Annotated in this window: 24 protein-coding genes and 1 tRNA gene; 12 read left to right on the plus strand and 13 right to left on the minus strand. The window is 67.3% G+C overall.

Annotation, left to right across the window (positions count from 1 at the left end; genetic code table 11):
- The first annotated feature begins 9 nt into the window (after window positions 1-9).
- The 4 genes from ACX5I6_RS01200 to ACX5I6_RS01215 all read left to right on the plus strand — a co-directional run bounded on the left by ACX5I6_RS01200 (window position 10) and on the right by ACX5I6_RS01215 (window position 1,321).
- Window positions 10-321, plus strand: coding sequence for a hypothetical protein (locus ACX5I6_RS01200; protein ID WP_285247449.1), 312 nt, complete (start codon window positions 10-12; stop codon window positions 319-321).
- 2 nt (window positions 322-323) lie between these two features.
- Window positions 324-458, plus strand: a complete 135-nt coding sequence (locus ACX5I6_RS01205; protein WP_285247448.1) for a hypothetical protein — start codon at window positions 324-326, stop codon at window positions 456-458.
- 468 nt (window positions 459-926) lie between these two features.
- Entirely contained in the window at window positions 927-1,184 is a 258-nt protein-coding gene (locus tag ACX5I6_RS01210) for a hypothetical protein (protein WP_461839177.1), read from the plus strand.
- Entirely contained in the window at window positions 1,181-1,321 is a 141-nt protein-coding gene (locus ACX5I6_RS01215) for a hypothetical protein (RefSeq protein ID WP_285247446.1), read from the plus strand. Before ACX5I6_RS01210 ends, ACX5I6_RS01215 begins: the two co-directional genes overlap by 4 nt.
- 482 nt (window positions 1,322-1,803) lie before the next feature.
- On the opposite strand, the gene ACX5I6_RS01220 is transcribed toward ACX5I6_RS01215, so the two are convergent.
- The gene (locus ACX5I6_RS01220) at window positions 1,804-2,535 is read right to left on the minus strand and encodes a PspA/IM30 family protein (protein WP_461841644.1); all 732 of its coding nucleotides are present in this window, start codon (window positions 2,533-2,535) and stop codon (window positions 1,804-1,806) included.
- Between the two features lie 374 nt (window positions 2,536-2,909).
- Between ACX5I6_RS01220 and ACX5I6_RS01225 the strand changes: the two genes are divergently transcribed.
- Together ACX5I6_RS01225 and ACX5I6_RS01230 are read left to right on the plus strand one after the other, a co-directional pair.
- Window positions 2,910-3,824, plus strand: a complete 915-nt coding sequence (locus ACX5I6_RS01225; RefSeq protein ID WP_285247445.1) for a polysaccharide deacetylase family protein — start codon at window positions 2,910-2,912, stop codon at window positions 3,822-3,824.
- Window positions 3,825-3,946: 122 nt separating this feature from the next.
- A complete protein-coding gene (locus ACX5I6_RS01230; protein WP_285247444.1) occupies window positions 3,947-4,585 on the plus strand; it encodes a hypothetical protein in 639 nt (212 codons plus the stop codon).
- Window positions 4,586-4,601: 16 nt separating this feature from the next.
- On the opposite strand, the gene ACX5I6_RS01235 is transcribed toward ACX5I6_RS01230, so the two are convergent.
- From ACX5I6_RS01235 to ACX5I6_RS01245, 3 genes are all read right to left on the minus strand, one after another.
- The gene (locus ACX5I6_RS01235) at window positions 4,602-5,843 is read right to left on the minus strand and encodes an NAD(P)/FAD-dependent oxidoreductase (RefSeq protein WP_285247443.1); all 1,242 of its coding nucleotides are present in this window, start codon (window positions 5,841-5,843) and stop codon (window positions 4,602-4,604) included.
- A 162-nt stretch (window positions 5,844-6,005) separates the two neighbouring features.
- Window positions 6,006-6,140 carry a hypothetical protein gene (locus ACX5I6_RS01240; protein WP_461839178.1) on the minus strand — a complete coding sequence of 45 codons (135 nt, stop codon included), beginning with the start codon at window positions 6,138-6,140 and terminating at the stop codon, window positions 6,006-6,008.
- A 61-nt stretch (window positions 6,141-6,201) separates the two neighbouring features.
- Window positions 6,202-6,510, minus strand: coding sequence for a hypothetical protein (locus tag ACX5I6_RS01245; RefSeq protein WP_461839179.1), 309 nt, complete (start codon window positions 6,508-6,510; stop codon window positions 6,202-6,204).
- Window positions 6,511-6,608: 98 nt separating this feature from the next.
- Between ACX5I6_RS01245 and ACX5I6_RS01250 the strand changes: the two genes are divergently transcribed.
- From ACX5I6_RS01250 to ACX5I6_RS01265, 4 genes are all read left to right on the plus strand, one after another.
- Window positions 6,609-6,941, plus strand: a complete 333-nt coding sequence (locus ACX5I6_RS01250) for a hypothetical protein (protein WP_461839180.1) — start codon at window positions 6,609-6,611, stop codon at window positions 6,939-6,941.
- 181 nt (window positions 6,942-7,122) lie between these two features.
- Window positions 7,123-8,523 (plus strand): glutamate decarboxylase, encoded by a 1,401-nt coding sequence (locus ACX5I6_RS01255; protein ID WP_285247441.1) that lies wholly within the window; start codon window positions 7,123-7,125, stop codon window positions 8,521-8,523.
- Window positions 8,524-8,541: 18 nt separating this feature from the next.
- Window positions 8,542-9,411, plus strand: coding sequence for a class II glutamine amidotransferase (locus tag ACX5I6_RS01260; RefSeq protein ID WP_461839181.1), 870 nt, complete (start codon window positions 8,542-8,544; stop codon window positions 9,409-9,411).
- Window positions 9,412-9,515: 104 nt separating this feature from the next.
- Window positions 9,516-9,701 (plus strand): hypothetical protein, encoded by a 186-nt coding sequence (locus ACX5I6_RS01265; RefSeq protein ID WP_018762367.1) that lies wholly within the window; start codon window positions 9,516-9,518, stop codon window positions 9,699-9,701.
- Window positions 9,702-9,881: 180 nt separating this feature from the next.
- On the opposite strand, the gene ACX5I6_RS01270 is transcribed toward ACX5I6_RS01265, so the two are convergent.
- From ACX5I6_RS01270 to ACX5I6_RS01310, 9 genes are all read right to left on the minus strand, one after another.
- Window positions 9,882-10,727 (minus strand): aldo/keto reductase, encoded by an 846-nt coding sequence (locus ACX5I6_RS01270; protein WP_109044733.1) that lies wholly within the window; start codon window positions 10,725-10,727, stop codon window positions 9,882-9,884.
- 117 nt (window positions 10,728-10,844) lie between these two features.
- Complete coding sequence (locus ACX5I6_RS01275) at window positions 10,845-11,288, minus strand: hypothetical protein (RefSeq protein WP_461839182.1); 444 nt, start codon at window positions 11,286-11,288, stop codon at window positions 10,845-10,847.
- 7 nt (window positions 11,289-11,295) lie between these two features.
- On the minus strand, window positions 11,296-11,922 hold the full coding sequence (locus tag ACX5I6_RS01280) for a bacterial proteasome activator family protein (RefSeq protein WP_285247436.1): 627 nt from the start codon (window positions 11,920-11,922) through the stop codon (window positions 11,296-11,298).
- Window positions 11,923-12,000: 78 nt separating this feature from the next.
- Window positions 12,001-12,204 carry a YbdD/YjiX family protein gene (locus tag ACX5I6_RS01285; RefSeq protein ID WP_461839183.1) on the minus strand — a complete coding sequence of 68 codons (204 nt, stop codon included), beginning with the start codon at window positions 12,202-12,204 and terminating at the stop codon, window positions 12,001-12,003.
- On the minus strand, window positions 12,204-14,501 hold the full coding sequence (locus ACX5I6_RS01290; protein WP_461839184.1) for a carbon starvation CstA family protein: 2,298 nt from the start codon (window positions 14,499-14,501) through the stop codon (window positions 12,204-12,206). Before ACX5I6_RS01290 ends, ACX5I6_RS01285 begins: the two co-directional genes overlap by 1 nt.
- A 177-nt stretch (window positions 14,502-14,678) precedes the next feature.
- A complete protein-coding gene (locus ACX5I6_RS01295) occupies window positions 14,679-17,534 on the minus strand; it encodes a hypothetical protein (protein ID WP_461839185.1) in 2,856 nt (951 codons plus the stop codon).
- On the minus strand, window positions 17,534-18,271 hold the full coding sequence (locus ACX5I6_RS01300) for an ABC transporter ATP-binding protein (RefSeq protein WP_461839186.1): 738 nt from the start codon (window positions 18,269-18,271) through the stop codon (window positions 17,534-17,536). The genes ACX5I6_RS01295 and ACX5I6_RS01300 overlap by 1 nt, the downstream gene beginning before the upstream one ends.
- Window positions 18,268-18,873, minus strand: a complete 606-nt coding sequence (locus ACX5I6_RS01305; protein ID WP_018762375.1) for a PadR family transcriptional regulator — start codon at window positions 18,871-18,873, stop codon at window positions 18,268-18,270. Before ACX5I6_RS01305 ends, ACX5I6_RS01300 begins: the two co-directional genes overlap by 4 nt.
- A 117-nt stretch (window positions 18,874-18,990) precedes the next feature.
- On the minus strand, window positions 18,991-19,974 hold the full coding sequence (locus ACX5I6_RS01310; protein ID WP_461839187.1) for an NAD(P)H-quinone oxidoreductase: 984 nt from the start codon (window positions 19,972-19,974) through the stop codon (window positions 18,991-18,993).
- A gap of 109 nt (window positions 19,975-20,083) precedes the next feature.
- Between ACX5I6_RS01310 and ACX5I6_RS01315 the strand changes: the two genes are divergently transcribed.
- A tRNA-Ser gene (locus ACX5I6_RS01315) sits at window positions 20,084-20,171 on the plus strand.
- A gap of 418 nt (window positions 20,172-20,589) precedes the next feature.
- On the plus strand, window positions 20,590-25,107 hold the full coding sequence (locus ACX5I6_RS01320; RefSeq protein ID WP_461839188.1) for an ExeM/NucH family extracellular endonuclease: 4,518 nt from the start codon (window positions 20,590-20,592) through the stop codon (window positions 25,105-25,107).
- Window positions 25,108-25,153 lie beyond the last annotated feature (46 nt).

The raw sequence follows: 25,153 nt of genomic DNA on the forward strand, positions 1-25,153 counted from the left end.
CGGGACTGGATGCACACCCAAGTGATCGACACCCGGGCCAGTGTGACGCTGGCCAGCAATGCCGTGACTGGCCAGGCCCGTGACCCGGTGGGAGACTGCGGGATGGGGAAAATACAGGCGGACCCGTACTTTCGAAGCATCTGGGCCCAGGCGCTCGGCGTCGTCATGGGGGTATGCCTCATCGCACCGCCCCTGATCCGGCTTAATGGAGGCCGTTGGAGCGGTATTGACTGGGTTTTCGTCATCGGCGGGATCGCATACGTCATCTTCTGGCTCTCGGCCGCGATCATCGGATGGCGAACCAGGCGAGGCGGGAAGTAAACATGAACATTGTTGACGCTGGAGCGGTCCTGTTCATAGCGCTTGGCGTGACGGCCCTGCTGGCCATCGTTGCCTTTGCCGTTGTGGCGGTCGTGCAGATCCTACGGGCAGGTGGGCTCGATAGGCCTGGCCGTTAGACTGGGCCGGGTCAGGACGGATTGGGGGATCCACGCGGCTGTGGCCGTTGTTCCGTTGGTCGGTCGAAGCCAGCACATCAAGGATGACCGTGACTTTCTTTCAGGACTTTCCCTCCCCGGACGTACCTTTATGGCCCAAGGCTCCGAAGCCTGTCCGCCCGGAATGGTCGGGTGCGCCCGACGACGAACTACCGGCCGTTGTCCATATTGGCCAATTCCTGCACCGGAGTCCGACCCGTATCCTGGCCGCCAGGGGTGCCAACGTTTATCCCACTGGATGTCTCATCGACGTCTCCTGGTTGCTGCGGCGCGGTGACGAGTCAGATCAGGAATGGGCCATCACCCACGCGACTTTCTTCAATTCAAGGCACTCCCCCATGAGTGCGAGCGAAGGCACGGAGCTTGCTCTTCGGCGTCCAGTTCCCCGACGGATCCAAGGCCAGCACTGGCAGCATTACACCACCATTCATGCCTGAGGACTCGACCTATCGCCCCGAATCACCGGTCCTCTATCTTCAGAACCGGGGAGGCGGCGGGGGCGGTGACGAGCTGGCAGGGTCGGGAACCATCTGGCTGTGGCCGCTGCCGCCGGCCGGTGACCTGCGCCTGGTCGCCCAATGGACCGGCATGGGCATTCCCGAATCGTCCATCACGCTCGACGGCACCCAGCTCCGAGAGGCCGCTGCCGGAGCCCAGAAGTACTGGCCGGAAGGAAACGCGGGATGATTGACCCCGACAGCGTAGCCCCAACCCTGGTTTTTGCACCGGTCTTCTTCTACCTCCTCTACGGCGTCATCCGCGCCGCCGTCCGTGACGGCATCCTCCAAGCCGACAAACGTCGGCAGAAAATGCCCGCGGAGTAGCGCATCACTGAGATTGACGCCTGCCTGGCAAGAGAGGGCTGGACGACGTGGCTTAGCGCGTCGCGCGCCTAACCTCTTTAGGACCTTTGTCGCTAAGGCAGGCCCGTCGCCTGCCTGGGTGGCTGTCAGTACGATGGAGGCATTCCACCGTCGGAACGAGGCGCCATGCTCCAAGCCGTTCAGGGCTACGTCCGGAGAGCTGTCCGCTTCCCGAAAAGGTCCACGGAACTCCTTCGCGGGATGAAAGCCAGCAGCCATGTAATCGGTGTTTGTTGGCTGGCGTTGTCCCTCCTGTGGGATGGCGCGTGGCAAACGATCCTGTGGGCCGTGGTCGGCCTGGCTGGCCTTGTCCAGTCCGCTTTGGTCGAGAAAGAAATCCTTCGCAGGACGACTGGTGCTGGTAATCGTCCTAGACGCCGGCGTTAGCGTTCCAACGGAAGGCCGGCAGCAGTGCCAAGACGACAACTCCTAGTAGCGGCAACCTAGTTATCGATGGCTTTCCGGTCCATGGACTTGAGCGCCGCGAGCCGTGCCTCCTCTTCGGTCTGCTCCCCGATGTCTTCGAGGGAGGCGAACTGTGCGTCCAGGGATGATGCAGCGAGTTCCTGCTGGCCGCGGACCGTAGCTTCCTGCCGGCGGATCCTCTGCTCGTAGCGGCCGATCGCCGAAGTTGGGTCCCCCGCGTCCAAGGCTTTGAGGGCGTCGTGGACCTGCGACTGCGCAGCAGCCACCCTTGCCCGGTTGACGAGCTGGTTGCGCTTGGCGGTCAGCTCACCGAGCTTGCCGCGCATCTGGTCCAGCCCCTGTTTGAGCTTGTCGACGACCTCGTTTTGCGCTGCCAGGGCAGGAGCCTGCGCCCTGGCTGTCGCTTCAGCGGACATCTGCCGCTGCAGGGCGAGCCTGGCAAGGGCGTCGAACTTGTCAGCGTCCACGCTGTTCCCCGCGGCCCGGAATTCGTCCGCCTTCCGGGACGCGGCCGCCGCCTTGCGACCCCAGGTGCCGGCGTCCTCAACGGCCCGGGCGTAGTCGTCCTCGGCCATCCGGAGATTGCCGATGGTCTGGGCAACAGCTGCCTCGGCCTCACGGATGTTCTCCGAGTAGTCCCGAACCATCTGGTCCAGCATCTTCTGTGGGTCTTCGGCGGAGTCCAGGAGGGCGTTCAGGTTGGCCTTCGCGAGCTGCGCGACGCGGGCGAAAATACTCTGCTTCACAATGTCTTTCTATCGGTAGTGGACATCGGATTCAATGTGGACGGCCCCGGCGAACGCGGACGCTCCCTGCACATCACCGTGATTCACCGGCAAGGACAGGTACCCGGATGTTGTGGTCCTCCTCCGGGCTTTGCGACGGTTACCCGCGCAGGCACTCCGCCGCGGTTCCGTGTTCACGGAATGTCAAGGCTGGCGCGGTATCATCGCGTCATGACCCCCTTCGTTCCGGCTGCAGTTCCGTGCGCCGTCGCACAGCCGGCAATGCCTTGCCCCGCCACGTCCAGCGCTCTCCGGTTCAGGGTCAACGGGGATCAGTCATGGGACGGTTTGAAGTCCCTGCGGGGTAACTAACCGTGGAACCACAAGGCGCACGCCACATGAGCCAGGACGGCAAAGGCCCCGGCCGCAGGACCGTCCTGCTGGCCGCGGTGCTCACACTTTCAGCTGCCGTGCCGGATCTCCAACCCGACCGGCGGCGGGCCGCTGACGCTGCCGAAACGGTCACGGAACCGTCAAGCGGTCACTCACACGCGCCGGCCCGGATTGTCGACATAAACCCGGACGATTCCTCTCCCCTCCCCGCCTCAATGCCGTCCGTGCCGTCCCGTGCCGACATTGTTGCCGCCTACGGAAAGCACCAGGCCCACTACTGGGGCCTGGAAGCGCCCGGCGTCCTGACAAGGCTTCCAGCCGCTTCACAGGGCATCTCCCTGACCTTCGACTTCTGCGGCGGACCCGGCGGCAGCGGCTATGACCAGGCGCTGCTGGACACCCTGCGCCAGCGGCACATTCCTGCCACGCTCTTCCTGAACTCGCGGTGGATCACCGCCAATCCCTCAACGGCACGGCAGTTGGCGGCCGACCCGCTGTTCGAACTGGCCAACCACGGAACGTCGCACAAGCCGTTGTCCACCACCGGAAACAACGCCTACGGGATCCCCGGGACAAAGAACGCCGGAGAAGTCTATGACGAGGTCATGCCCAACGACCTGTCGCTGGCGGGGATCACCGGCGCCCGCCCCCGCTACTTCCGCTCCGGCACCGCCTACATGGACGACGTCGCCGCCGACATCCTCCACGCCCTGGGTGTCAGGCCTGCAGGCTTCAGCATCAACGGCGACGGCGGCGCCACCTACCCTGCCGCCGTCGTCGCCAAGGAAATCGGCAAGGCCAGGCCCGGGGATGTGGTGATCTGCCATGGCAACCACCCCAACGGCGGAACGGCTGAGGGCGTGGCCCACGCCCTCGACAAACTGCTGGCGGCAGGAATGTCCTTTACCCATCTGCCCTGACCACCGCCGCCACAGGCGCTGGCGGCCCCACCGCTGATCCGTTACGTTGGCAGGGACGCCCGCATCTACCGGCCCGGCAGGGCCGCGCGGGCAACGGTTGCACGCTGACGTTAGGAACCCGAATGCCGGAACAGCACGAAGCCCCATCACTCGGCTGGGTCCCGGCCTGGGCCGACTTGCAGGGCCGCTCCGCCGAACCGGCCGGCGCCGGTTTCATCCTGGACGCTGCCCCCGGTACCCCCGCTGAGGGCGCGGAGTACGTGGCAGGCTGGCAGGGCCCGGATTGGGAAGAGCTTGCCGGCACGGCGGTGGGCAGGCCCGGGGCGCTGCTGACCCTGGTCGTCGCCGCAGCCGCAGCGCCGGTACCCTCCCCGCCTGGATTCTCCCCCGCGGCGGAGAGGATTCTGCTGAACGCCCCGACAGCGCAACTGAACACCGGCATCGACCTGCCCGAGAATTCCCAGGTGGCCCTGGCACCCATGGACAGCTACGACGCCGTCGAAATCACTGTCTTTGACCACCCGGTGGCCAAGGGCCGCATCCAGGTGCGGGACGAAGCTGCCGCCGTCACCATCCTCGAAGTCCCCGAGGGCCCGGACAAAGAAGTCTTCACACGTGCACTGTTCGCGGCCATGGCTGAAGAAGCGTTCCTGCATGGCGCCGCGAACCTGCACATGGTGGTTGATCCCGATGCAGCCGCCGGCTTCCAGGCGTCCGGCTGGACCACCGCAGGCCGCCTCCTGGGCTTCACCACGGAATAACGACGGCGGCCCTCGCCTAGTCCGGCCGCCCCACCACCACCTGCGCCGGGCTGTGCGTGAGGTAACCATTCGCCCACGAGAACAGGGCCCGGACTTTCTGCTGGAATCCGGGCAGCAGGGCAAGGTGCACCGCGAGCCAGGACACGAACGCCAGCGGCCCCTGCAGTTGCAGGCGCCGGCGCCCCAGCTCCGCCACCGCGGCGCCCCGGCCCACCATGGCCATGTATCCCTTATCCCAGTAGCGGAACGGCTCCCGCGTGCCGCCGGTCAGGTCGGCATGGATGTTGTGCGCAGCCCATTTGCCCGACTGCTGGGCCACCGAGCCGAGCTGTGGCAATCTATCGCCGGCGGCATCGGTGATGTTGGCGGAGTCACCCAGCACGTAGACGCCCTCGAAGCCGGAAACCGTCAGGTCCGGTTGGACATCCACGCGCCCGCCCCGGCCCTGCGGCAGCCCGGACTCCGCGATGATCCGGCCCGCCTGGAGTCCACCGGCCCACACCACGATCCTGGCAGGAATAACCGTCCCGTCCTTGAGCGTCACACCGTCAGGCCTCACCTCGCCCACGGCCTGGCCCATGTGCAACTGGACGCCAAGCTTGGTCAGTCGGTCCCGCGCGTAAGCCTGGGATTTCTCAGAGAAGGCGGCCAGCACGTTGGGAACCATATCCACCAAATGCACGTGGCAGCGTGCGGCCAGCCCCGGCGAAAAGTACTTTGGCACCACGTATCTGACGTTCTCGGCCAGCGCCCCCGCGGTTTCCACACCAGTGGGTCCACCTCCTACCACGATCACGTCGGCCCCGGCGTTCGGCTCCCGGTCTGCCTCATCCAGCACTGCCGTGATGGCCGCGCTGAGGCGGGTGGCGTCCGCTACGGAGTACAGAGGGTAGGCGTGTTCGTCAGCGCCCGGAGTGTTGAAGAAATTGGGTACTGCGCCGGTGGCGATCACCAGGGCACGGGCCCGGTAACTGGATCCATCACGGGTTGTGACAGTGCGGTTGGCAGCATCGATGGCTGTCACCTCCGCGGTCAGGACCCGCACGCTGTTGATGCGCCGGAATTCGGAGCGGAGCGGCCGGGTGACCGCGGAGACGCCGATCTGGGACGCGGCGACCTGGTAGAGCAGCGGCTGGAACTGCTGGTAGTTGTTCGTGTCCAGCAGCAGCACCCGGATACCCTTGCGGCCCAATTCCTCGGCTGCTGACTTTCCGGCGAAACCGCCGCCAACCACAATCACCTGGTATGAATCGTCCATTCGAGCAACATACCCCTCCCCGTCCACGAGCAACAGGGACTCCGGGCACGGCGGTCCGGTGGGACTCGGCCGGCCGGCCCCGGAGGGCCCGGGACCTGCAGGAGCCGGCGCCTAAGATGGCGGCATGGAAGACGAACCCCTGGCGGACATTGCGGACAGACTCTATGCCGGGGATCTTGACGGTTTCATCGCGGCCCGGGCTGCCGCGGCCAAGGAGGCGGCGGGGCAGGACAAGGAGTTGGCGGCGGCGGTCAGGGCGCTGGCGAAACCATCCGTGGCCGCGTGGGCGGTGAACATGCTGGCCCGCCAACGGCCTGGCGTCCTGGCCGACCTGGCCGCCCTTGGCGAAAGGATGCGCTCAGCGCAGGAATCGCTGGATGCCGCTGCCCTCCGGGCCCTGGCACGCGAGCGCCGCACCCTGCTGGCTGCCGCCGTCGACACCGCACGGGCTGTCGCTGCGGAGCAGGGACGCCCCATCAGCGGCCCCATGGCCGCGGACGTGGAGGAGACGCTGCGGGCGCTGACCGCAGATAAAGGGGCAGCCGCGGCCGTTGCGAGCGGCCGCCTGCTGAAGGTCCTGGCCGCCGATGGCGTCAACCAAGTGGATCTGGCCGGAGCGGTAGCGCTCCCCGGAACGCTCCCCGCAGTGCCGTCCTCCCCCGGCCAACGCCTTCCCTGGCTGCACCGGACCCATCGACAGCAAAGACGCGGACGACGCCGCAACGCACCTCCGAGCCCAAGCCCGCCAAACCCCGCCTTGAGGCCGTGCGGCAGACTCCCCGGCCGGCGTCGCCCCCGGCGCTGGAACGGGCCAAGGCTGCCCACACCGAGGCCCGGGCTGCCGAGGAAGAGGCCGCCCGGCGTTCGGCGCACCTGCAGGCGGAGGCCGAGGAGGCACGAACCGAGATCGCGGAACTTCAGCAGGAGACGGTCATGCTCCGGGAGAGACTGAAGGCCGCCGAGGAACGGCTGGAGAAGGTCCGCAGGAACCTGTCCGCCATGGACGCCGAAGCCAAGCAGGCCGCCCGTGCCGCCGACAAGGCGGGCCGTGCCGCCATGCTGGCGCATGAACGCGTGCTCCGGCTGGGCAGCAACTGACCAGGAGGCACCCGGGCCAGTTGCCGGTCATCAAGGGTGGACCACGGCCCGCTTGGTGAATGGGGCTGATTAGCACCGCTTGGGCGACATGCGCCCGCGGGGACAGCGGCGGCGGGCGTTCCTTTGTAACGTGGACACCAGCCGCACTGCCCGGCGTTCACGAGCTCGAAGGAACCCTGCAATGACAAGGTCACACCGGACACCGAAGCATGAGCCCGAAACAAGCGTTGAGCTGAACCCTTTGTTCAGCCGGGCGGGTGAGTCCACCCTCTTTCCCCGTTTCACGATGCCCGAGGGCGAATCCCTGCCCTCCACCGCTTACCAGGTGGTCCACGACGAGGCGATGCTGGACGGCAACTCGCGGCTGAACCTGGCAACGTTCGTGGGGACGTGGATGGAACGCGAGGCCTCACAGCTCTACGCGGAAACCTTCGACAAAAACATGATCGACAAGGACGAGTACCCGCAGACGGCGCTCATCGAAACCCGGTGCTGGCGGATGCTTGCGGACCTCTGGAACGCGCCGGATCCGGCGAAGACCGTTGGTACCTCCACCATCGGTTCCTCCGAAGCGTGCATGCTCGGCGGCCTCGCCCTGAAGCGCCGGTGGCAGCATCGTCGGCGTGCCGCGGGACAGCCGACGGACAAACCCAACATCGTGCTCAGCTCAGCCGTCCAGGTGTGCTGGGAGAAGTTCTGCAATTACTGGGAAGTGGAAGCGCGCTTCGTTCCCGTGTCAGCGGAACACCCCAAGCTGGACGGCCATGACCTGGAGCAGTACGTGGATGAGAACACCATTGGGGTGGTGGCCATCATGGGCGTGACGTACACCGGTTCGTACGAGTCCGTGGCGGGAATCTCCGCTGCCCTGGACAGCATCCAGGCAAACCGCGGCCTGGACATCCCCATCCATGTCGACGGTGCATCCGGAGCCATGATCGCGCCCTTCCTGCAGCCGGAGCTTGACTGGGACTTCCGGCTCCCGCGCGTAGCCTCGATCAACACCTCCGGCCACAAATACGGGCTGGTGTATCCAGGCCTCGGCTGGATCGTGTGGCGGGACGAGGAAGCGCTGCCCGAGGACCTCATCTTCCATGTCAGCTACTTGGGCGGCGACATGCCCACCTTCGCCCTGAACTTTTCCCGGCCCGGCGCCCAGGTGCTGCTGCAGTACTACCTGTTCCTTCGGCTTGGCTTCGCCGGCTACAAGTCCGTGCAGGCGACCTCCCGTGACGTCGCGCTGTATCTCTCCCGGGAGATCGGCGCCATGGACGCCTTCACCCTGTGGAGTGACGGCTCCGACATCCCGGTTTTTGCCTGGCAACTCACCGAAGGCCACACCAAGAACTGGAACCTCCACCACCTGTCCGAGCGGCTCCGGATGAACGGATGGCTTGTCCCGGCCTACCCGTTGCCCGACGGACTCAGCGACACCACAGTGCAACGGATCGTGGTCCGCAATGGCTTCACCCGCGACCTCGCCGCGAGCTTCCTGGACGACCTCAAGAAAGAAGTCGCCTACCTGGACGCACTGACTGCGCCCATGCCCTCGGAGGGGCAGACGCCCGCCTTCCACCACTAGCGCCCTGGAGGACGCGCCATGTGCCGATTGTTTGGGCTGCACGCCGGTCCGCGGACCGTCCGGGCGACATTTTGGCTGCTGGACGCCCCGGACAGCCTCACCGAGCAAAGCCGGCGCGAGCCCGATGGCGCAGGCATCGGGACCTTCGACGCGGATGGCCGGGCCAGGCTGAGCAAACGGCCGCTGGCAGCCTGGGAAGACCATGCGTTTGCCCGCGAAGCACGGGAGCTGCGGAGCACGACCTTCCTGGCCCATGTCAGGTACGCGAGCACCGGTGCACGCACCGTGGCCAACACGCACCCGTTCATGCAGGATGGGCGGCTCTTCGCCCACAACGGCGCGTTCACCGGCCTCGACCGCCTTGACCGCCATCTCGCCGACCTGGGCGTTGCGGACTTGGTGCAGGGACAGACGGACAGTGAGCGGCTGTTCGCCCTCATCACGGCCCATGCCCGCAAGTCAGGCGGCGACATCGGACAAAGCATCGTCCGGGCCGTCGAGTGGGTGGCGGCGGAGCTGCCGGTCTACAGCCTGAACCTCATCCTCACTACGGCCACCGACCTCTGGGCGCTCCGGTACCCGGCCAGCCACGAGTTGTACGTCCTGGAGCGGAACCCGGCCACCGAACCGGCCCCGGCGGCGCCGCTGGATGCCCGAAGCCGGCGGATCCATTCCCGAAGCACGGATCTGTCAGTGTCTCCGCACGTCGTCTTCGCCACCGAACCAATGGACCACAATCCGCGCTGGCGTGCCATGGGGCCCGGAGAGCTGGTCCATCTGGACCCATCGCTGGCGGTAACCTCCACTTTCCCGTTCCCGGCGAATCCTGCGCACCTGCTGACGCTGGGCGACCTTGAACCAGCAGCTGCAGCGTCCCAAAAACCGTGATGGCCGCCGGCGCCCAGGCCCGGACGCTCCCCCGGTTCCGGGCCGGACGGCAACACGCGGGCCGGATTCCAAAGAATGTCAGACCCCGGTTGCACACTGGATTCATGGAGAACCAAGCCGTACAGGAATTTCACGTCACCTACTTCGACGCTGATTGTGGCCGTGCCCGCGCCGAGGTCTTCGACACCCTGGTGGAAGCCGAGCGTTTTGCCAGCAGGCAGTGCACGGGCGAGGACAGCTGGGCCGTGGTGGATGCCGTCACCGTGGAGCACGTCAGAATCGCTGCCTGACCGCCTGGCCGCGGGAACACGCAATGCGGTGACCCGGGGACCGCGCCGCCGGTTGCGTTAAAGGCGTCAGCCCATGCGGCCCGGCGGTTGCCGGCAGCACGGGCTGACGTTGGAGTGGCGGTAGTCCGCCGGCCGGGTGCGGCCGTGGGCCGCCGTCGCGGATCTGTGGAAGCCGCGGGCTTACTGGAAGTCGGAAACGGCGGGATCCGGTCCGATGCGGCCCTCGCCGCGGTCAGTTCGGTCCAGAGCGTTGATTGCCTCGACGTCGTCGGCGTCCAGGGAGACCTCAAGGGCTGCGAAGTTCTCCTTGATGCGGGACTCGGTCACCGACTTGGGGATGACCACATTGCCGATCGCGAGGTGCCAGGCGATGACAACCTGCGCCGGGGTGGCCTGGTGCTTGGCCGCGATGGACGCCACGGCAGGGTCCTCCAGCAGCTCGCCGCCCTGGCCCAGCGGGGACCACGCCTGGGTCAGGATGCCCTTGTCGGCGCCAAACGCCCTCAGCTCACGCTGGCTGAAGTACGGGTGCAGCTCGATCTGGTGGATGGCCGGAACCACTCCGGTTTCGTCGATAAGGCGCTGCAGGCCTTCTGCCGTGAAGTTGGAGACACCGATGGACTTGACCCGGCCACGCTTTTGCAGCTCGATCAGCGCTTTCCAGGTATCGACGTACTTGTCCTGCTTGGGCTGCATCCAGTGGATGAGGTACAGGTCCAGGGTGTCCAGGCCAAGGCGGTCCATGGACTCCTCGAAGGCGGCGAGGGTCGACTCGTATCCCTGGTCCGCGTTCCACAGCTTGGTGGTAATGAAGATCTGCTCGGGCGAGAGGCCGGAGCTGGCGATGGCGCGGCCCACGCCTGCCTCGTTGCCGTAGATCTTTGCCGTATCGATGTGGCGGAAGCCGGCTTCGAAGGCCTGGCGGACAACCTTTTCAGCCACATCGTCCTCAACCTGCCACACACCGTAGCCGAGCTGGGGGATCGTGTTTCCGTCGTTGAAAGTCAAGGTAGGTGAAAGAGTCATAGGTTCATCCTGCCAAAGCCGCAGGCGCACAAGGCCCTTTTTCCCGCCCTGTCAGCCAGACGCGTAACGGCAATATTCGTTCGCCTGACCGGGAATATTTTCGTGCCCAGGGCGGAACTACTCCCCGCGGAGCCGGCGTTCGGCGTCGTCAACCTGCTCGTGGACCGCCTCAGCCCGGCGACGGACGGACGCCGCCCCAACCGGCACCGGCCCCATGGCGAGCCGAAGCATTGCTGCCGCCTCGGCGGTGGTGGCCAGCGAGTTGCCTGCCTTGGACAAGGCGCGGTGCACATCCGCCAGTTCAGCCGGGATGTCCAGGCCATCACTGGGCGAACGGCGCTGGGCCTCCATGCACACTGCCCTGACCCGCTGCAGCAGGGCCGCGAGCTCGTTGGCAATCTCTACCAGTTCGCCGTACAGCTGGTCATCCTCCACCCCTTCGAGCACCTGGTGGAAGCGGTCCAAACCCCGGTGGAAGCGGTCGTGCGCCCGGCGCCACAACCCCTTGCCAAGTTCGGCATCATCTTTGCGCCCCTGCCTGGCGGCGCTGAAAAAGCCCAAGCGCAGCCTACAAGTACTGCCCGGGACCGTGGTCCGGGTCTTCACGCTGGTTGGGCGTGCCCTGCGCCGGCGGCCGTGCCCCGGCCGGCGCCCGCTGGGGCTCACCGTTTTCACCGATGACGACGCCGGGCGCAATCATGGTGCCTGGCGGCAGTTGGCGAAGCTGCAGCTGTGCCGCAGCGTGTTCCCGGGCAGCGTTCTGTGCCGCGATGGCCGTCTGGATGCCATGGAACAGGCCCTCCAGCCAGCCCACCAGCTGGGCCTGGGCGATCCGGAGTTCAGCATCCGACGGGGTGGCGTTGTCGGAGAACGGCAGGTTGATCCGGTCCAGTTCAGCCACGAGTTCGGGGGCCAGGCCGTCCTCGAGTTCCTTGATGGAACGCTTGTGGATGGCTGCCAGCCGGCCCCTCGCGGCGTCGTCCAGGGGTGCGGACTTTACCTCTTCCAGCAGCTGCCTGATCATGGTGCCGATCCGCATCACCTTGGCCGGCTCGTCAACGAGGTCGTGCAGGCTGCTGCGCTGCGGCCTTCCGTCCGTTCCCCGCGGAGCCTGGAGCGGCGACGGGTCGTCCTCGACGGGGGTGCCTTCTACCGGGAGGTCCTCAGCTGCCTGAGTGTCATTGGGATCGCTCATGCGTTCATACTCTCATGCGCCATCGGGCCCCGGGACACTCCATGAACGCCTCCGGGGCCTTGTCCGCTGCGGGCTCAATCAGCAGCACCTGCCCTGCGGGTTGCTGTCCTGGCGGTCCGTGCGGTCCCGCCAGAATTCCCGCTCACCCAAGGGTGGTTCCTGGTGCTCGGAGGCCTTGTGGTGCTCCAGGTACTTGGCGTAGGCATCCGCACCCATGACACCGCCCAGGTACCTCGCAAACCCGCGGAAGCCATTTGCCACCGCCGTGATTCCGGCACTCATCAGTGTCCGCCCCGCCCAAGGCGGGCGTCGGCGGGCACCTTGTCCCACTCCGCGCCCAGCCCGCGCTCGGCAGCTGTTGGTACCAGACCGGCGGGGGCGAACACCCTGGAGGGCACGGCGGGGTCTTCGTTGTCCGTGGTGGCAGTCCCGGACGCCCGGTCCCGGAACGCCTTGGCTGTAGCCAGTACCGCCGTCGCGATCACGATGATGCTCAGCACGACGAAAATGACTGACAGCCAACCCTGGATCGCGGTGTTTCGGACCACGGCCTCCATGGCTGCCACGGACTTGGCCGTGCCGAACTCCGTCTTGCCGTCGGCCAACGCCTTGCTGAACGCAGCGTTGTTGGCGAAGTACCCCACGGCCGGAACGGGCGAGAAGATCTTCTGGTAGCTGGCCGTAATGGTGACCACCGCGGCGAAGGCCAACGGCAGGGCAACAATCCAGAGGTACTTGAAGGTGCCGCGCTTGGCCACGATGGCCAGGCAGACAGCCAGCGCAATGGCCGCCAGGAGCTGGTTGGCGATGCCGAACAGCGGGAACAGCGTGTTGATGCCGCCGAGCGGATCGGTGACGCCCATCAGCAGCACGGCACCCCACGCTGCGACCATGACGGCGGTGCAGAGCCAGGCACCCGGGCGCCACGAGGCCTCTTTGAACTTGGGGACGAAGTTTCCGATCGAGTCCTGCAGCATGAACCGGGCCACGCGGGTGCCGGCGTCCACGGCGGTGAGGATGAAGAGCGCCTCGAACATGATGGCGAAGTGGTACCAGAAGGCCATCATGGCCGTCCCGCCCACGAACTGGTGCATGATGTGCGCCAGCCCCACGGCCAGGGTGGGCGCACCTCCGGTGCGGGAGACGATGCTTTGTTCGCCCACGTTGGCGGCGGTTTCGCTCAGCAGCCCGGGGGTGATGTTCACCCCGCTCAGGCCCAGGCTGTTGACCCAGGCCGCTGCGGTTTCCACGGTGCCGCCGGTCAGTGCCGCGGGTGCATTCATGGCGAAGTAGAGGCCACGGTCGATCGAGATGGCTGCCACGAGCGCCATGATGGCGACGAAGGATTCCATCAGCATTCCGCCGTACCCGATGTATCGGGTTTGCCGTTCCTTTTCGACCAGTTTGGGGGTGGTGCCCGAGGAGATCAGGGCATGGAAACCGGACAACGCACCGCAGGCGATGGTGACGAACAGGAAGGGGAACAGCGCGCCGGAGAAGACCGGCCCGTTCTCGCGGCCGGCGAACTCGCTGAAGGCAGGGACGGTGATTTCCGGCCGGACCACCACAATCGCCAGCGCGAGCATCACGATCACGCCGATCTTCATGAACGTGGAGAGGTAGTCGCGTGGCGCCAGCAGCAGCCAGACCGGCAGGATCGCGGCGATGAAGCCGTAAATGATGAGGCCCCAGGCGATGGTCACCTTGTCCAGGTGGAACACCGCGGCGCCCCATTCGGTGTGGGCGACCATGCCGCCGCCGATGATGGCGGCCATCAGCAGGACGAAGCCGATGATGGAGACCTCCATGACCTTGCCAGGCCGGAGGTAGCGCAGGTACACGCCCATGAACAGGGCGATGGGGATGGTCATGCCCACGGAGAAGACGCCCCACGGGCTTTCGCCCAGGGCATTGACGACGACGAGCGCCAGGATGGCCACGATGATCACCATGATGAGCAGGGTGGCAATGAGGGCGGCGGTGCCGCCGATGACGCCAAGTTCCTCGCGGGCCATCTGGCCAAGCGACCGGCCGCCACGGCGCATGGAGAAGAACATCACCAGGTAGTCCTGGACGGCACCGGCGAAGACGACGCCGACGATGATCCAGATGGTGCCGGGCAGGTAGCCCATCTGGGCCGCGATGACGGGGCCCACCAGCGGTCCGGCGCCGGCGATGGCGGCGAAGTGGTGGCCGAAGAGGACATTGCGGTCGGTGCGGACGTAGTCCTTGCCGTCGGCCTTGTACTCGGCCGGGGTGGCGCGGCGGTCGTCAGGCTTGGTGATGTAGCGTTCGATCACCTTGGAGTAGAAGCGGTAGCCGATCAGGTAGGTGCAGACGGAGGCGAACACGAACCAGATGGCGTTGACGGTTTCCCCGCGGACCACCGCCAGCATGAACCAGGCAACACCGCCCAGCAGGGCGATCGCCGCCCAGAGCGCGATCTTGCCCGGCGTCCACTTCCGGTCTTCGGCTTCGAGCGTTGCCTGGTCCACGGCGGGCGGGGGAAGGTCCGGGTCCGTCGCCATCCCGCCCTCCGCCCGGGATCCGTTGTTCCGCTGGTCCGGTATTCCGGCCATGTCTCCTCCTTGAGAGTGTTCCCGCTTCTGCTAACCGGCACCCTACCAAGGCTCCCTCGGGCAGGAACGGCGGTGTGCGGCGCGCCCCGGGGCTGTGCGGTGAGCGGCGGCGAACCGGCGACGAACGAGCGGCAAACGGGTACGGGGAACGCGGTGGGCGGCTGCCGACGCCTGTTCCTACCCCAGGCTGCGCCGTGACATGGGCAGCCTGGCACGGGTGAGGGCCCACGCGAGCGCCGCCCCCGTCAACGGCACCGCCGCCATGAGGACGGACAGGTGCAGCCACGGGACCTCGACGGCGGTCCGCAGGTCGGTGGAGAGCGCCAGGAGGACGGCGGGCACGGTTCCAGCCAGTGTTCCCAGCACCGCCCCGACGCCGCTGGTGAACAGTGCTTGGGACCCGGCCAGCGCCTTCCGCAACCGGGGCGCGGCGCCCACCCCGGCCAGCGTGGCATGGTCTGCGCGGGCGTCCGCCATTGACAGGCCTGTGGTGATCCCCGCAGCGCTGAAGGTGATGAGCGCACTGACGGCGACAATGACCCAGGTGGTCCACTGGCTGCCCTGGGAGATGCCCGGTTCAGCCCGGAAGGTCATGCCCGGCAGCCCGTAGACCGATGCCGCCGCGGCGGACGCCGCATCCGTTTCCGCCTCCGACGGGGCGCCGGCCAACTGGACCAGCAGGGCCGCTGGTTCCGGGTGCAACTCGAGCCGCTGCGCCGTTTCGGGTGAGACGACGCCGTAATAGGGGACGGGAACCACCGGCTCGAGCACTGCCGCGGCGAGCGGCCTGCTGCTGACCGTGGACGGGACCGTGCCGGGCCCTTGCACCGCCGCCTCATGGGTCCGCACGTCCTGTGCCTGCAGCAGCACGTGTCCGTCACTGACAAAAACCGGGTTGGTTACCACCATCCCGCCGGCGTTCAGCACGGCAAGGGCCTCCGGCGTGGCGTCCCGGCCGAGCACGGCGCGAATATCCTTTTCGCCGCCCACCAGGACCGTCCCGTCGTAGGACGACCGAAGGGCCATCGACCCGCGGCACCGCCAATCACCCGGATCCGCCAGCCTCCCCTGCGTCGTTCGCGGACACGCGTTGGCCTCTGGCAGGGCCAGCGAATACTGCAGGCAGTTGGACGAGGACGTCCGGGCCGGCAGCCCGGGGCCGGCCTGGCCGTCCATGCAGGTGCGGGTGCTTTCCGGGGCGGTGATGGGATGGGTCCATTCCACCGCGCCCAGGGCCCCGGCCACGGCGGCGGACAGTGCGGACGCGTCCACGTGCACGGGCGGCTGCCTGCTGCCGCCGGCACCCATCGGCGGGTCCACCACCAGGGGCAGGGACGCCTGGTTTTCCAACCCACCCCACCAGTGCGATTGCCGCATTCCCGCTTGTTGGCTGGCCGAGAGCACCATGGCGGCACTGGCCAGCGCCGCGGCTGCAAGCACTGCGGCGACGGCGGGAACGCTTCGTCCCCGGTTCCTGGCCGAGTCCCGTGCCGCCATCCGGAGGGACAGGGTCATCCACTGCGTGCGGGAGGTCAGGCGGAGAACCAGCCAGCCGGTGACCATGACCAGGCCGGCAACGCCAAGCACGGCACCGAGGATCAGGATAGTGACCACCAGGGGCAGCTCCGCGGCCCGCTGGTCGGGATCGGTGGTGGACGTGCCCAGCCCCCAGCCGGCCACCAGGAGCACCGCCGCGGCCACCAGAGCCGCGGCACCAGCAAGAGTGGAGCGCCGCGTCGTCGGAGCCGGTGCCCGGCCCGATTTCAACGCGCCAAGCACCGCCTGCCGTGACACCTGCCGGGCCGGAACCATGGCTGCGAGGACGCAGGCCGCCAGGCCCATGGCCGCAGCGGCCACGGTCATGGGGACGTCCGGGTGCACGCCCGCCAGCCGGACGGATCCGGCCAGTCGGACCAGATGGACGACGACGGCAGCGCCCCCCAGCCCCACCGCGGCCCCCGCGGCAACAGCGATGCCGCCGAGCCACAGTCCGCCTGCGGTGACTACCGCACGGATGGTGGGGCTTTCTGCCCCGGAGGATGCCAGGAGCGCCAACTCCCGCACCTGCTGCTTGGCTCCCACGGCGAACGCGGCGCCGGCCAGCAGGCCAACTTCCAGGAGTGCGAGCGCGCCGACCAGGCCGAAGGTGGCGTAGACGGCCATCAGGGCAGAGGAGTCGTTGTGGGGCTGCGAACCCGGGACGACGCGCTGTTCGAGGGGCGGCGGGTCCAGGACCACGCTGCGGGACAGCACGGCGACGCCTCTGCTGTTGGCGTCCTTGATGTAATCCCATGTCACGGGCTCAGGCCCTACCAGGTAGTACGACACCGACAGATGGGCCTGCGGTCCGGCGGCAAGATTCGAGGGCACCTGGCGGGACTGCAGGTACAGGAAGCTGTTGCCGTCCGAGGCCCCGGCATCGCGAATGGTGCCGACGGGCACGAAGGTTCCTGCCGACGTCGTGATTTCCTGGCCGAAGGCGAGGTTGAAGCGGGCCATGAGCCCGGGTGAGGCGAGGACCTCCGCCGCGCCGTGCGGGGGCCGTCCGTCCAGGAGCGTGAACTTGCCGGCAAAGGCCGGATTGAGTGCGTCCACTTCCCTGCCCTGCAGTGCTACCAGGGCTTCCCCAACCCCGGTGGTCAGCTGCAGCTGGCGCTGTGGCAGGACCTGGTAGCCTGCCGGCAGGACATCGCGGGGGTCGGCCGGCTTGAAGTCCGGGTCGTAGCGGCCGGTACTGGAGGCCACCATGGCATCGTTCAGCGGGTCCTGGAGCGAATCGGCGCCGGGAACCGGGAGGGCGCTGAACCGGGCCTGCGTTCGGCCGAGTTCGTAGTCCACGATTTCCGCGGGCGTCCGCTGGGAGCTCTGGTAAAGGGTGGCTGCACCTGTCATCCCGGCCACCGGCACCATGATCAGCAGGATGATCAGCAGGGACCGCCCCTTGTGGCGGGCGATGTCGCGGCGCGCGAGCCGCACGGCAACGCGAAGGCTGCTCCGGCGGCCATGGGGCGCCGGAGCCACGTCCAACGGCATCAGAGTCCGGCCTGGGTCAGGAGCATGGTGGGGTCGTGCATGGCGGTGGCCTGGTCGATGATCCGGCCATCTCTGAGGAAGACCACCCTGTCAGCCCAGGCGGCATGCCGCGCTTCATGGGTGACAAGCATGACGGCGGCGCCGGCGTCGGCTCGGGACCGCAGGACCTCCATGACCCCCTGGCCGGTGGTGGAGTCCAGGGCCCCGGTGGGTTCGTCGGCCAGGATCAGCCGCCGTTGGCCCACGATGGCCCGGGCAATGGCTACGCGCTGCTGCTGGCCGCCGGACATCTGGTCCATGTACCGGGAGGCGAGCTCTGGTATCCCCACCTGCCGGAGCGCGTCGGCTGCCTGCCGGCGCGCCTTCCTGGCCGATGCCCCGTCCAGTTCCAGGGGCAGTGCCACGTTCTCCTCGGCCGTCAGCGTGGGAACCAGGTTGAAATCCTGGAACACGTACCCCACTGCGCGGCGGCGCAGCCGGGCCAGCTCGTTCAGTCCCAGCCCCGCCAGGGGCGTGGACTCCACGAAGACAGCGCCCGACGTCGGACGGTCCAGGCCGCCGGCCAGGGCCAGCAGGGAGGACTTGCCGGAGCCCGAGGGGCCCATGACGGCCACGAACTCCCCCGCGCCGATGGTCAGGTCGACATCGCGAAGCGCGGCGACCGCCGTCGCGCCCGCACCGAAGGTCCTGCCGACTTTGGCGAGCTCGAGGACCTGCTGCGGCCCCTGGACGCTCACCGGCGGGCGTCCGCGTTCAGCGGGGAATCTTCCGTGGCCCCGTTGGATGCCTTCCGGGCAGTGGCCGCCGCGGCGGACTGTGCCTGCTGGACCATCCTGGCCTCGCAGAGGTCCAGCCAGCGGACCTCCGCTTCGGTTTGGAAGATCAGCGAGTCAAGCACCAGCAGCCAGGCGGTGTCCGCCGCGCGCTGGTTCGCCGCGGTGTCGCGGCGGGCCTTGGTGTAATCCTGCAAGGCCCTGATGGATGCCACGCGCTGGGCCTGGATGATGGCCTGGACGTCCACGCCGGGCAGCGTCACGGCGAGCGCGAGCTTGATGGCGAGCTCGTTGCGGGGCGGGTTGCTGCGTTCGACGGGCGCGGCGAACCAGCTGCGGACCTCGGCCTGGCCGGCCGGGGTGATGCTGTAGACGACGTGGCCCTCGCCGTCGTCGCCGTCTTTGGCCACCAGCGCATCACGTTCCAGCCGGTCCAGCGTGGTGTACACCTGCCCGATGTTCAAGGGCCAGGTGGCCCCTGTGCGGTTCTCGAACTCGACCCGCAGCTGGTAGCCGTAGCGCGGCTGGTCCTGCAGCAGGGCGAGGAGGCTGTGGCGTATGGACATTGTGCTCCCCCGGGCTGGCATCTACCGGTATGCACGAGCCCCCAAGACTCGTGCATACCGCGTATGGACCACACTAACGGGCGGAGTACGTTTACGGCAATACTGAGTATCTAGGTGCTACATGACCAGGAGGACCTTGCCCACGTGGTCCCCGCTGTCGAAGTAGCTGTGGGCCGCGCTGACCTGGTCCAGCGGGAAGGTCTTGGCGACGAGCGGGCGGATCCTGCCATCCACGATCAGCGGCCACACGGCGTCCCGGACGGCACTCATGATGGCCCCCTTCTCCGCCACGGGCCGGGGCCGCAACGCCGTGGCCACCACGGCCGCGCGCTTCTTTAGCAGCAGCCCCAGGTCCAGCTTCCCCTTGGTGCCGCCCTGCAGCCCGATCACCACCAGCCGGCCGTAATCGGCCAGGGCATCAACATTCTGGGGAAGGTACTTGGCCCCCACGACGTCCAGGATGACATCGGCACCCTTGCCATCATTTTGGCGGCGGAGGCTCTCGGGGAAGTCCTCTTCTTTGTAGTTGATGGCAATGTCCGCACCCAGGAACGCCTTGGCGGTGCCCACCTTCTCGTCCGTGCCTGCCGTAGCGGCAACCCTGGCGCCAAACGCCTTGGCCAGCTGGATGGCCATGGTGCCGATTCCGCCCGTGGCACCGTGGATCAGGACCGTCTCGCCCGGCTGCAGCTGCGCTGTCATGACCAGGTTGGAATATACCGTCGCCGCCACCTCGGGCAGGGAGGCCGCCGTGACCAGGTCAACGCCTTCGGGCACGCGCAGCACCTGTTCGGCCGGGACGGCCACCTGCTGGGCGTAACCGCCGCCGGCCAGCAGCGCCACCACCTTGTCCCCCACCGAGAACGGCTTGCTGACGCCGGGGCCGAAACCTGCGATCCGGCCCGATACTTCCAGCCCGGGGATTTCGGAGGCACCGGGAGGCGGCGGGTAGAAGCCGCGGCGCTGCTGGACGTCCGCCCGGTTCAAGCCGGCAGCCACCACATCGATCAGCACTTCGCCCTGGCCGGGTACCGGCGCATCCACGTCGCGGACTTCCAGCACTTCCGGGCCGCCCGGTTCTGAGATGTAGACGGCTTTCATGGACCTCTCCCGTTCCTGATTCAAATCCTGGCTGCAACCAGTGTGCACCGGACTCCTGCCCGCGGCCTGTTTTGTTGCAGGCAAGTGCCTATGAAACACTACTAGCTGAGGAAGGTTGTCCGAGCGGCCGAAGGAGCTGGTCTTGAAAACCAGTGTGCGGTAACCCCGTACCAAGAGTTCGAATCTCTTACCTTCCGCAAGGGAACCCCTGGCAGCCGGCACCGGCTGCCAGGGGTTTTTTGCTTTAAGTCCCCGGACCGGCCGTGTTGCCGGTACGTAAATTCTTTGGATAAAGCCGCCGCAAACACCTGGACGCAATGCTACTGGCGGGTATCGTTTGTGACTGCCGGCACACCCCCGGGTTGTCGGCGAGCATCACTCCCGCCACCAGCATCTCCGGAACGGGCTTGGGGAAAAGCCCGGGCCGGACGGTGGGGCGCTCCGCTGGGGAACGCCCCACCGAATGCACGCCAGCAACCTTGCGTTCATTCAGTGCTGTTGTCATGTGCCTGGACAACCAACAGGCCAGGCACATTCCTGCCCAGTCCGATCCATGAAGCATGGACGCACCCACCGGACCACCCACCCGGTACTCCTCAATGAAAGTAAGAGCGGATGCATCAAACACCCTGGAAGTTAGCGCTCGGCGCAGCATTGTCAGCGGGGCTCATCGCAGCCCCGCTGGCCGCTGTTCCGGCGGCCGCGGAGGTCTCAGCCGCGGCCGGCACATCCCCCGTTGTCATCAACGAGGCCTACCTGAGCGGCGGCAGCAGCGGCGCCGCGTACAAGAACAAATTCGTCGAACTGTACAACAGCTCCGACGCACCCGTGTCCCTTGACGGCTGGTCGGTACAGTACCGCTCCGCCACCGGAACGGCCGCTCCCAGCGCAGTGGCCGCATTGTCGGGGTCCATTCCCGCCAAGGGCCACTACCTGGTGCAGGGCGGGAGCAACGGCACCAGTGGCGCCGACCTGCCCGCACCGGACCTCGTGGCCGGGGCGCTCAACTTCGGCGGCAGCGGAGGCACCATTGTGCTCGCCAAGCAGCCCACCGCCGTCGGACTTTCCACCGGTCCTGTGGTGGAGCCCGCAGGCGTGGCCGACCTCCTGGGCTACGGCAGCTCCAACACGTTTGAGACCAAGGCCGCCGCGGCACCTGCTTCCAACGCCGATGTGAAGAGCCTGAACCGGACCGGCGGCGCGGACAGCAACAGCAATGCCGCTGACTTCACGCTCAGCGCCGCCATCACCCCGACGTCGTCCGGCGGTACCGCACCTGACCCCACACCGGTCCCGGACCCAGTCGACAAAACCATCGCCGAAATCCAGGGCACCGGTGCCGAAAGCCCGCTGGCCGGAGCCGCCGTCACCACCAAAGGCAAGGTCACCGCGGCCTTTCCCACGGGCGGACTGAACGGCTACTACATCCAGACCCCCGGCACGGGCGGCGACCTGAGCGCCACCAACCACTCCGCCTCCGACGGCATCTTCGTCTACTCGCCCGCCACGGTGGGCTCGGTCCAGGCCGGAGACTACGTCCAGATCACGGGCACGGTTGCCGAGTACTACGGAATGACCCAGCTGAACGTCACGGCGGCTGCCGGCCTCACCAAACTGTCCGAGGCCGCACCCGAGGTCAAGCCCACCATCTTCACGCTTCCGGCCGGCGAGGCCTTCCGCGAGTCCCTGGAAGGCATGCTGCTGGCACCACAGGGCCCCATGACCGTCAGTGACAACTACAGCCTGAACCAGTACGGCGAGATCGGCCTGGCCGGCGGCACCACCGCACTGGAACAGCCCACCGCCGTGGCACCCTACGGCTCGGCTGAATACGCCGCCGTGGTGGCTGACAACGCCGCCCGCGGCATCAAGCTCGACGACGGGTCCAGCACCAACTTCCTCAAGGACGCCACCACCAAGGCCGAAGTGCTGCCCTACCTCACCCCCGCGGATCCGGTCCGGGTGGGCTCGCCGGTCAGCTTCACCACCAACGTGGTGCTGGGCTACGCCAACAACTCCTGGAAGTTCCAGCCGCTGACCCACCTGACGGAGGCCAACAAGGCCACCGTCCAGCCGGCCCGCTTCGGCGCCACCCGCACCGAGGCCCCCGCTGCCGTGGGCGGCAACCTCAAGCTCGCGTCCTTCAACGTGCTGAACTACTTCCCCACCACCGGTGACCAGGTCGCCGGCTGCAAGTTCTACACCGACCGCGCAGGCAACCCCATCACCGTCAGCGGCGGCTGCAACGTCCGCGGCGCAGCAAACGCCGAGAACTTCAAACGCCAGCAGGACAAAATCGTCGCCGCCATCTCCAAGTCCGGCGCCGACGTCGTCACCCTGATGGAGGTGGAGAACTCCGCCCAGTTCGGCAAGAACCGGGACGACGCCCTGGCCAAGCTCGTGGAAGCCCTTAACATCCCCACCCCGGGCATCTGGGACTACGTCCGCACCCCCGCGAACGCACCCCCGCTGGCCGACGAGGACATGATCCGCACTGCGTTCATCTTCAAGAAGGCCGCCGCCGAGCCGGTGGGCGAATCCATCATCCACAAGGACACGGTCGCCTTCGCCAGCGCCCGCAAGCCGCTGGCCCAGGTTTTCAAGCCCGTGGGCGCGCCTGATGACAAGAAGTTCATCGCGATCGCCAACCACTTCAAATCCAAGGGCTCGGCTGCCACTCCGGACGACACCGACAAGGGCCAGGGCAATTCAAACCTCGCCCGCACCGCCCAGGCTCAGTCCCTGCTGGCTTTCTCCGACGAGCTGCAGAAGTCCAAGGGCACCGACAAGGTGTTCCTGATCGGCGATTTCAACTCGTACGGCAAGGAAGACCCGATCAACGTCCTCACCGGCGCCGGGTATGTCAACCAGGACGACAAGGCCAGGAATGCCGACGGCACGGCCAAGCACTCGTACCTCTTCGGCGGCCTGGTGGGCTCGCTGGACCACATCCTCGCCTCCCCGGCGGCCAACGCGGTGGTCACCGGTGCGGACATCTGGAACATCAACTCGGTGGAATCCGTGGCGCTGGAGTACAGCCGCTACAACAACAACGTCACCGACTACTACGCACCGAACCAGTTCCGCGCCAGCGACCACGACCCCGTGGTGGTCGGCCTGGACCTCCCGGCAGTCCCTGCCACCGTTGACCTGAACCTCCTGAACATCAACGACTTCCACGGCAGGATCGATTCCAACACCGTGCAGGTCGCCGGAACCATCGAGAAGCTCCGCGCCGCAGCCACTCCGGGTGCCACGGCCTTCCTGTCGGCCGGGGACAACATCGGCGCCTCGCTGTTCGCGTCCGCGGTCGCCAAAGACCAGCCCACCATCGACGTCTTGAATGCCTTGGAGCTGAAAGCGTCCGCCGTGGGCAACCACGAGTTCGACGGCGGCTGGGCGGACCTGCGCGACCGCGTCATCGCCGGCGGCACCAACGCCAAGTTCCCCTACCTGGGCGCGAACGTCTACAAGAAGGGCACCACCGAACCGGTCCTGCCGGAGTACACGGTGCTGGACCTGAACGGCATCAAGGTTGCCGTGATCGGCACCGTCACCCAGGAAGTCCCCGCCCTGGTGACTCCCGCCGGCATCGCAGACCTCGACTTCGGCGACCCGGTGGACGCCATCAACCGGGTGGCCGCCAGGATCACGGCGGAGAAGCTGGCGGACGTGATCATCGTTGAAGACCACGACGGTGCCGGTTCCGGGGTGGTGGAGGGCGCCACCCTGGAGCAGGAAGTGGCAGCCGGGGGTCCCTTCGCCAAGCTGGTCACCGAAACCTCCCCCGAGGTGGATGCGATCTTCACGGGCCACACCCACAAGGAGTACGCCTGGGACGCCCCCGTGCCGGGCGCCGCGGGCAAGACCCGGCCGATCGTGCAGACAGGAAACTACGGTGAGAACGTGGGCCAGATCCAGCTGACCGTGGACACGGCCACCAAGCGTGTGACCGGGTACAAAGCAGGAAACGTCAAGCGCACCACCGACGCCGCAGCAGAGCTTGTGGCCGCCTACCCGCGCGTGGCCGCCGTGGACGCGATCGTGAAGAGGGCCCTTGCGGACGCCTCCGTGGTGGGCAACCAGCCCATCGGCTCGGTCACCAAGGACATCACCACGGCGTTCACCACCGACGCCACCGGTGGTGCCAAGCGCGATGACCGCGGCAGCGAATCCACCCTGGGCAACCTGGTGGCCGACTCCCTGCTCTCTTCCCTGCAGCCGGCCGAGCTTGGCGGCGCGGAGATCGGCGTCGTCAATTCCGGCGGCCTGCGCAACGAGCTGTACTACGCACCGGACGGCACCATCACCTACGCCGAGGCCAATGCGGTGCTGCCGTTCGTGAACAACCTGTGGACCACGTCCTTGACCGGTGCGCAGTTCAAGACGCTGCTCGAACAGCAGTGGCAGACCAACCCCGATGGCACGGTTCCCAGCCGGGCCTACCTGCAGCTGGGCCTGTCAAAGAACGTCAACTACACCTACGATGCCGCCCGCCCGGCCGGTGACCGGATCACGTCCGTGCGGGTGAACGGCGACCTGTTGGACCCGGCCAAGTCCTACCGGGTGGGAACCTTCAGCTTCCTGGCCACCGGTGGCGACAACTTCCGGATCTTCACCGCGGGCACCAACACCCGCGATTCCGGGCTGGTGGACCGGGATGCCTGGATCGGGTACCTCCAGAAGAGCAGCCCGGTGTCCCCGGACTTCGCCCGGCGTTCGGTGGCTGTCACCAATACCACTGCCGCTGAGGTCAAGCCCGGAGAACCGCTCACGCTGACGGTGTCCAAGCTTGACCTGACGTCGCTGGGCAGCCCGGTGAACACGGCACTGGAGGCCTCGTTCACGGACTCCGCCGGCACGGTGACCCAGCTGGGCACGGTCCCGGTCGCCGCCGGCGCCGCCGCCGTGAACCTTGCCGTGCCGGCCGGCGCTGCAGCGGGGACGGGCACCCTGGTGCTCACCGCCGTCGAATCCGGCACGGTGGTGAGGACTGCGGTCCTGGTTGCGGCGGACACTCCGTCGCAGCCGGTCTGCGTCCCGCCGGTCAAGCCCACCCGGCCCGCGGACCTCAAGGGCCAGGCGAACTACGGACAGGCCATGGCCGCGTACCGGGCCTGCCTGCGCGGCTGATCCCAGGATGCGCCGCCACTTCCGGTTCCCTTCCAACGGTTTGGGG

This window comes from Arthrobacter sp. MMS24-T111 (assembly GCF_054888995.1).

What these genes read in the sequence shown, in the direction of transcription:
- ACX5I6_RS01200 (WP_285247449.1), top strand. Translation starts at nt 10, where the DNA reads ATGCACACCCAAGTGATCGACACCCGGGCCAGTGTGACGCTGGCCAGC.
- ACX5I6_RS01205 (WP_285247448.1), top strand. Translation starts at nt 324, where the DNA reads ATGAACATTGTTGACGCTGGAGCGGTCCTGTTCATAGCGCTTGGCGTG.
- ACX5I6_RS01210 (WP_461839177.1), top strand. Translation starts at nt 927, where the DNA reads ATGCCTGAGGACTCGACCTATCGCCCCGAATCACCGGTCCTCTATCTT.
- ACX5I6_RS01215 (WP_285247446.1), top strand. Translation starts at nt 1,181, where the DNA reads ATGATTGACCCCGACAGCGTAGCCCCAACCCTGGTTTTTGCACCGGTC.
- ACX5I6_RS01225 (WP_285247445.1), top strand. Translation starts at nt 2,910, where the DNA reads ATGAGCCAGGACGGCAAAGGCCCCGGCCGCAGGACCGTCCTGCTGGCC.
- ACX5I6_RS01230 (WP_285247444.1), top strand. Translation starts at nt 3,947, where the DNA reads ATGCCGGAACAGCACGAAGCCCCATCACTCGGCTGGGTCCCGGCCTGG.
- ACX5I6_RS01235 (WP_285247443.1), bottom strand. Translation starts at nt 5,843, where the DNA reads ATGGACGATTCATACCAGGTGATTGTGGTTGGCGGCGGTTTCGCCGGA.
- ACX5I6_RS01240 (WP_461839178.1), bottom strand. Translation starts at nt 6,140, where the DNA reads ATGTTCACCGCCCACGCGGCCACGGATGGTTTCGCCAGCGCCCTGACC.
- ACX5I6_RS01255 (WP_285247441.1), top strand. Translation starts at nt 7,123, where the DNA reads ATGACAAGGTCACACCGGACACCGAAGCATGAGCCCGAAACAAGCGTT.
- ACX5I6_RS01260 (WP_461839181.1), top strand. Translation starts at nt 8,542, where the DNA reads ATGTGCCGATTGTTTGGGCTGCACGCCGGTCCGCGGACCGTCCGGGCG.
- ACX5I6_RS01265 (WP_018762367.1), top strand. Translation starts at nt 9,516, where the DNA reads ATGGAGAACCAAGCCGTACAGGAATTTCACGTCACCTACTTCGACGCT.
- ACX5I6_RS01270 (WP_109044733.1), bottom strand. Translation starts at nt 10,727, where the DNA reads ATGACTCTTTCACCTACCTTGACTTTCAACGACGGAAACACGATCCCC.
- ACX5I6_RS01280 (WP_285247436.1), bottom strand. Translation starts at nt 11,922, where the DNA reads ATGAGCGATCCCAATGACACTCAGGCAGCTGAGGACCTCCCGGTAGAA.
- ACX5I6_RS01285 (WP_461839183.1), bottom strand. Translation starts at nt 12,204, where the DNA reads ATGAGTGCCGGAATCACGGCGGTGGCAAATGGCTTCCGCGGGTTTGCG.
- ACX5I6_RS01290 (WP_461839184.1), bottom strand. Translation starts at nt 14,501, where the DNA reads ATGGCCGGAATACCGGACCAGCGGAACAACGGATCCCGGGCGGAGGGC.
- ACX5I6_RS01295 (WP_461839185.1), bottom strand. Translation starts at nt 17,534, where the DNA reads ATGCCGTTGGACGTGGCTCCGGCGCCCCATGGCCGCCGGAGCAGCCTT.
- ACX5I6_RS01305 (WP_018762375.1), bottom strand. Translation starts at nt 18,873, where the DNA reads ATGTCCATACGCCACAGCCTCCTCGCCCTGCTGCAGGACCAGCCGCGC.
- ACX5I6_RS01310 (WP_461839187.1), bottom strand. Translation starts at nt 19,974, where the DNA reads ATGAAAGCCGTCTACATCTCAGAACCGGGCGGCCCGGAAGTGCTGGAA.
- ACX5I6_RS01320 (WP_461839188.1), top strand. Translation starts at nt 20,590, where the DNA reads ATGCATCAAACACCCTGGAAGTTAGCGCTCGGCGCAGCATTGTCAGCG.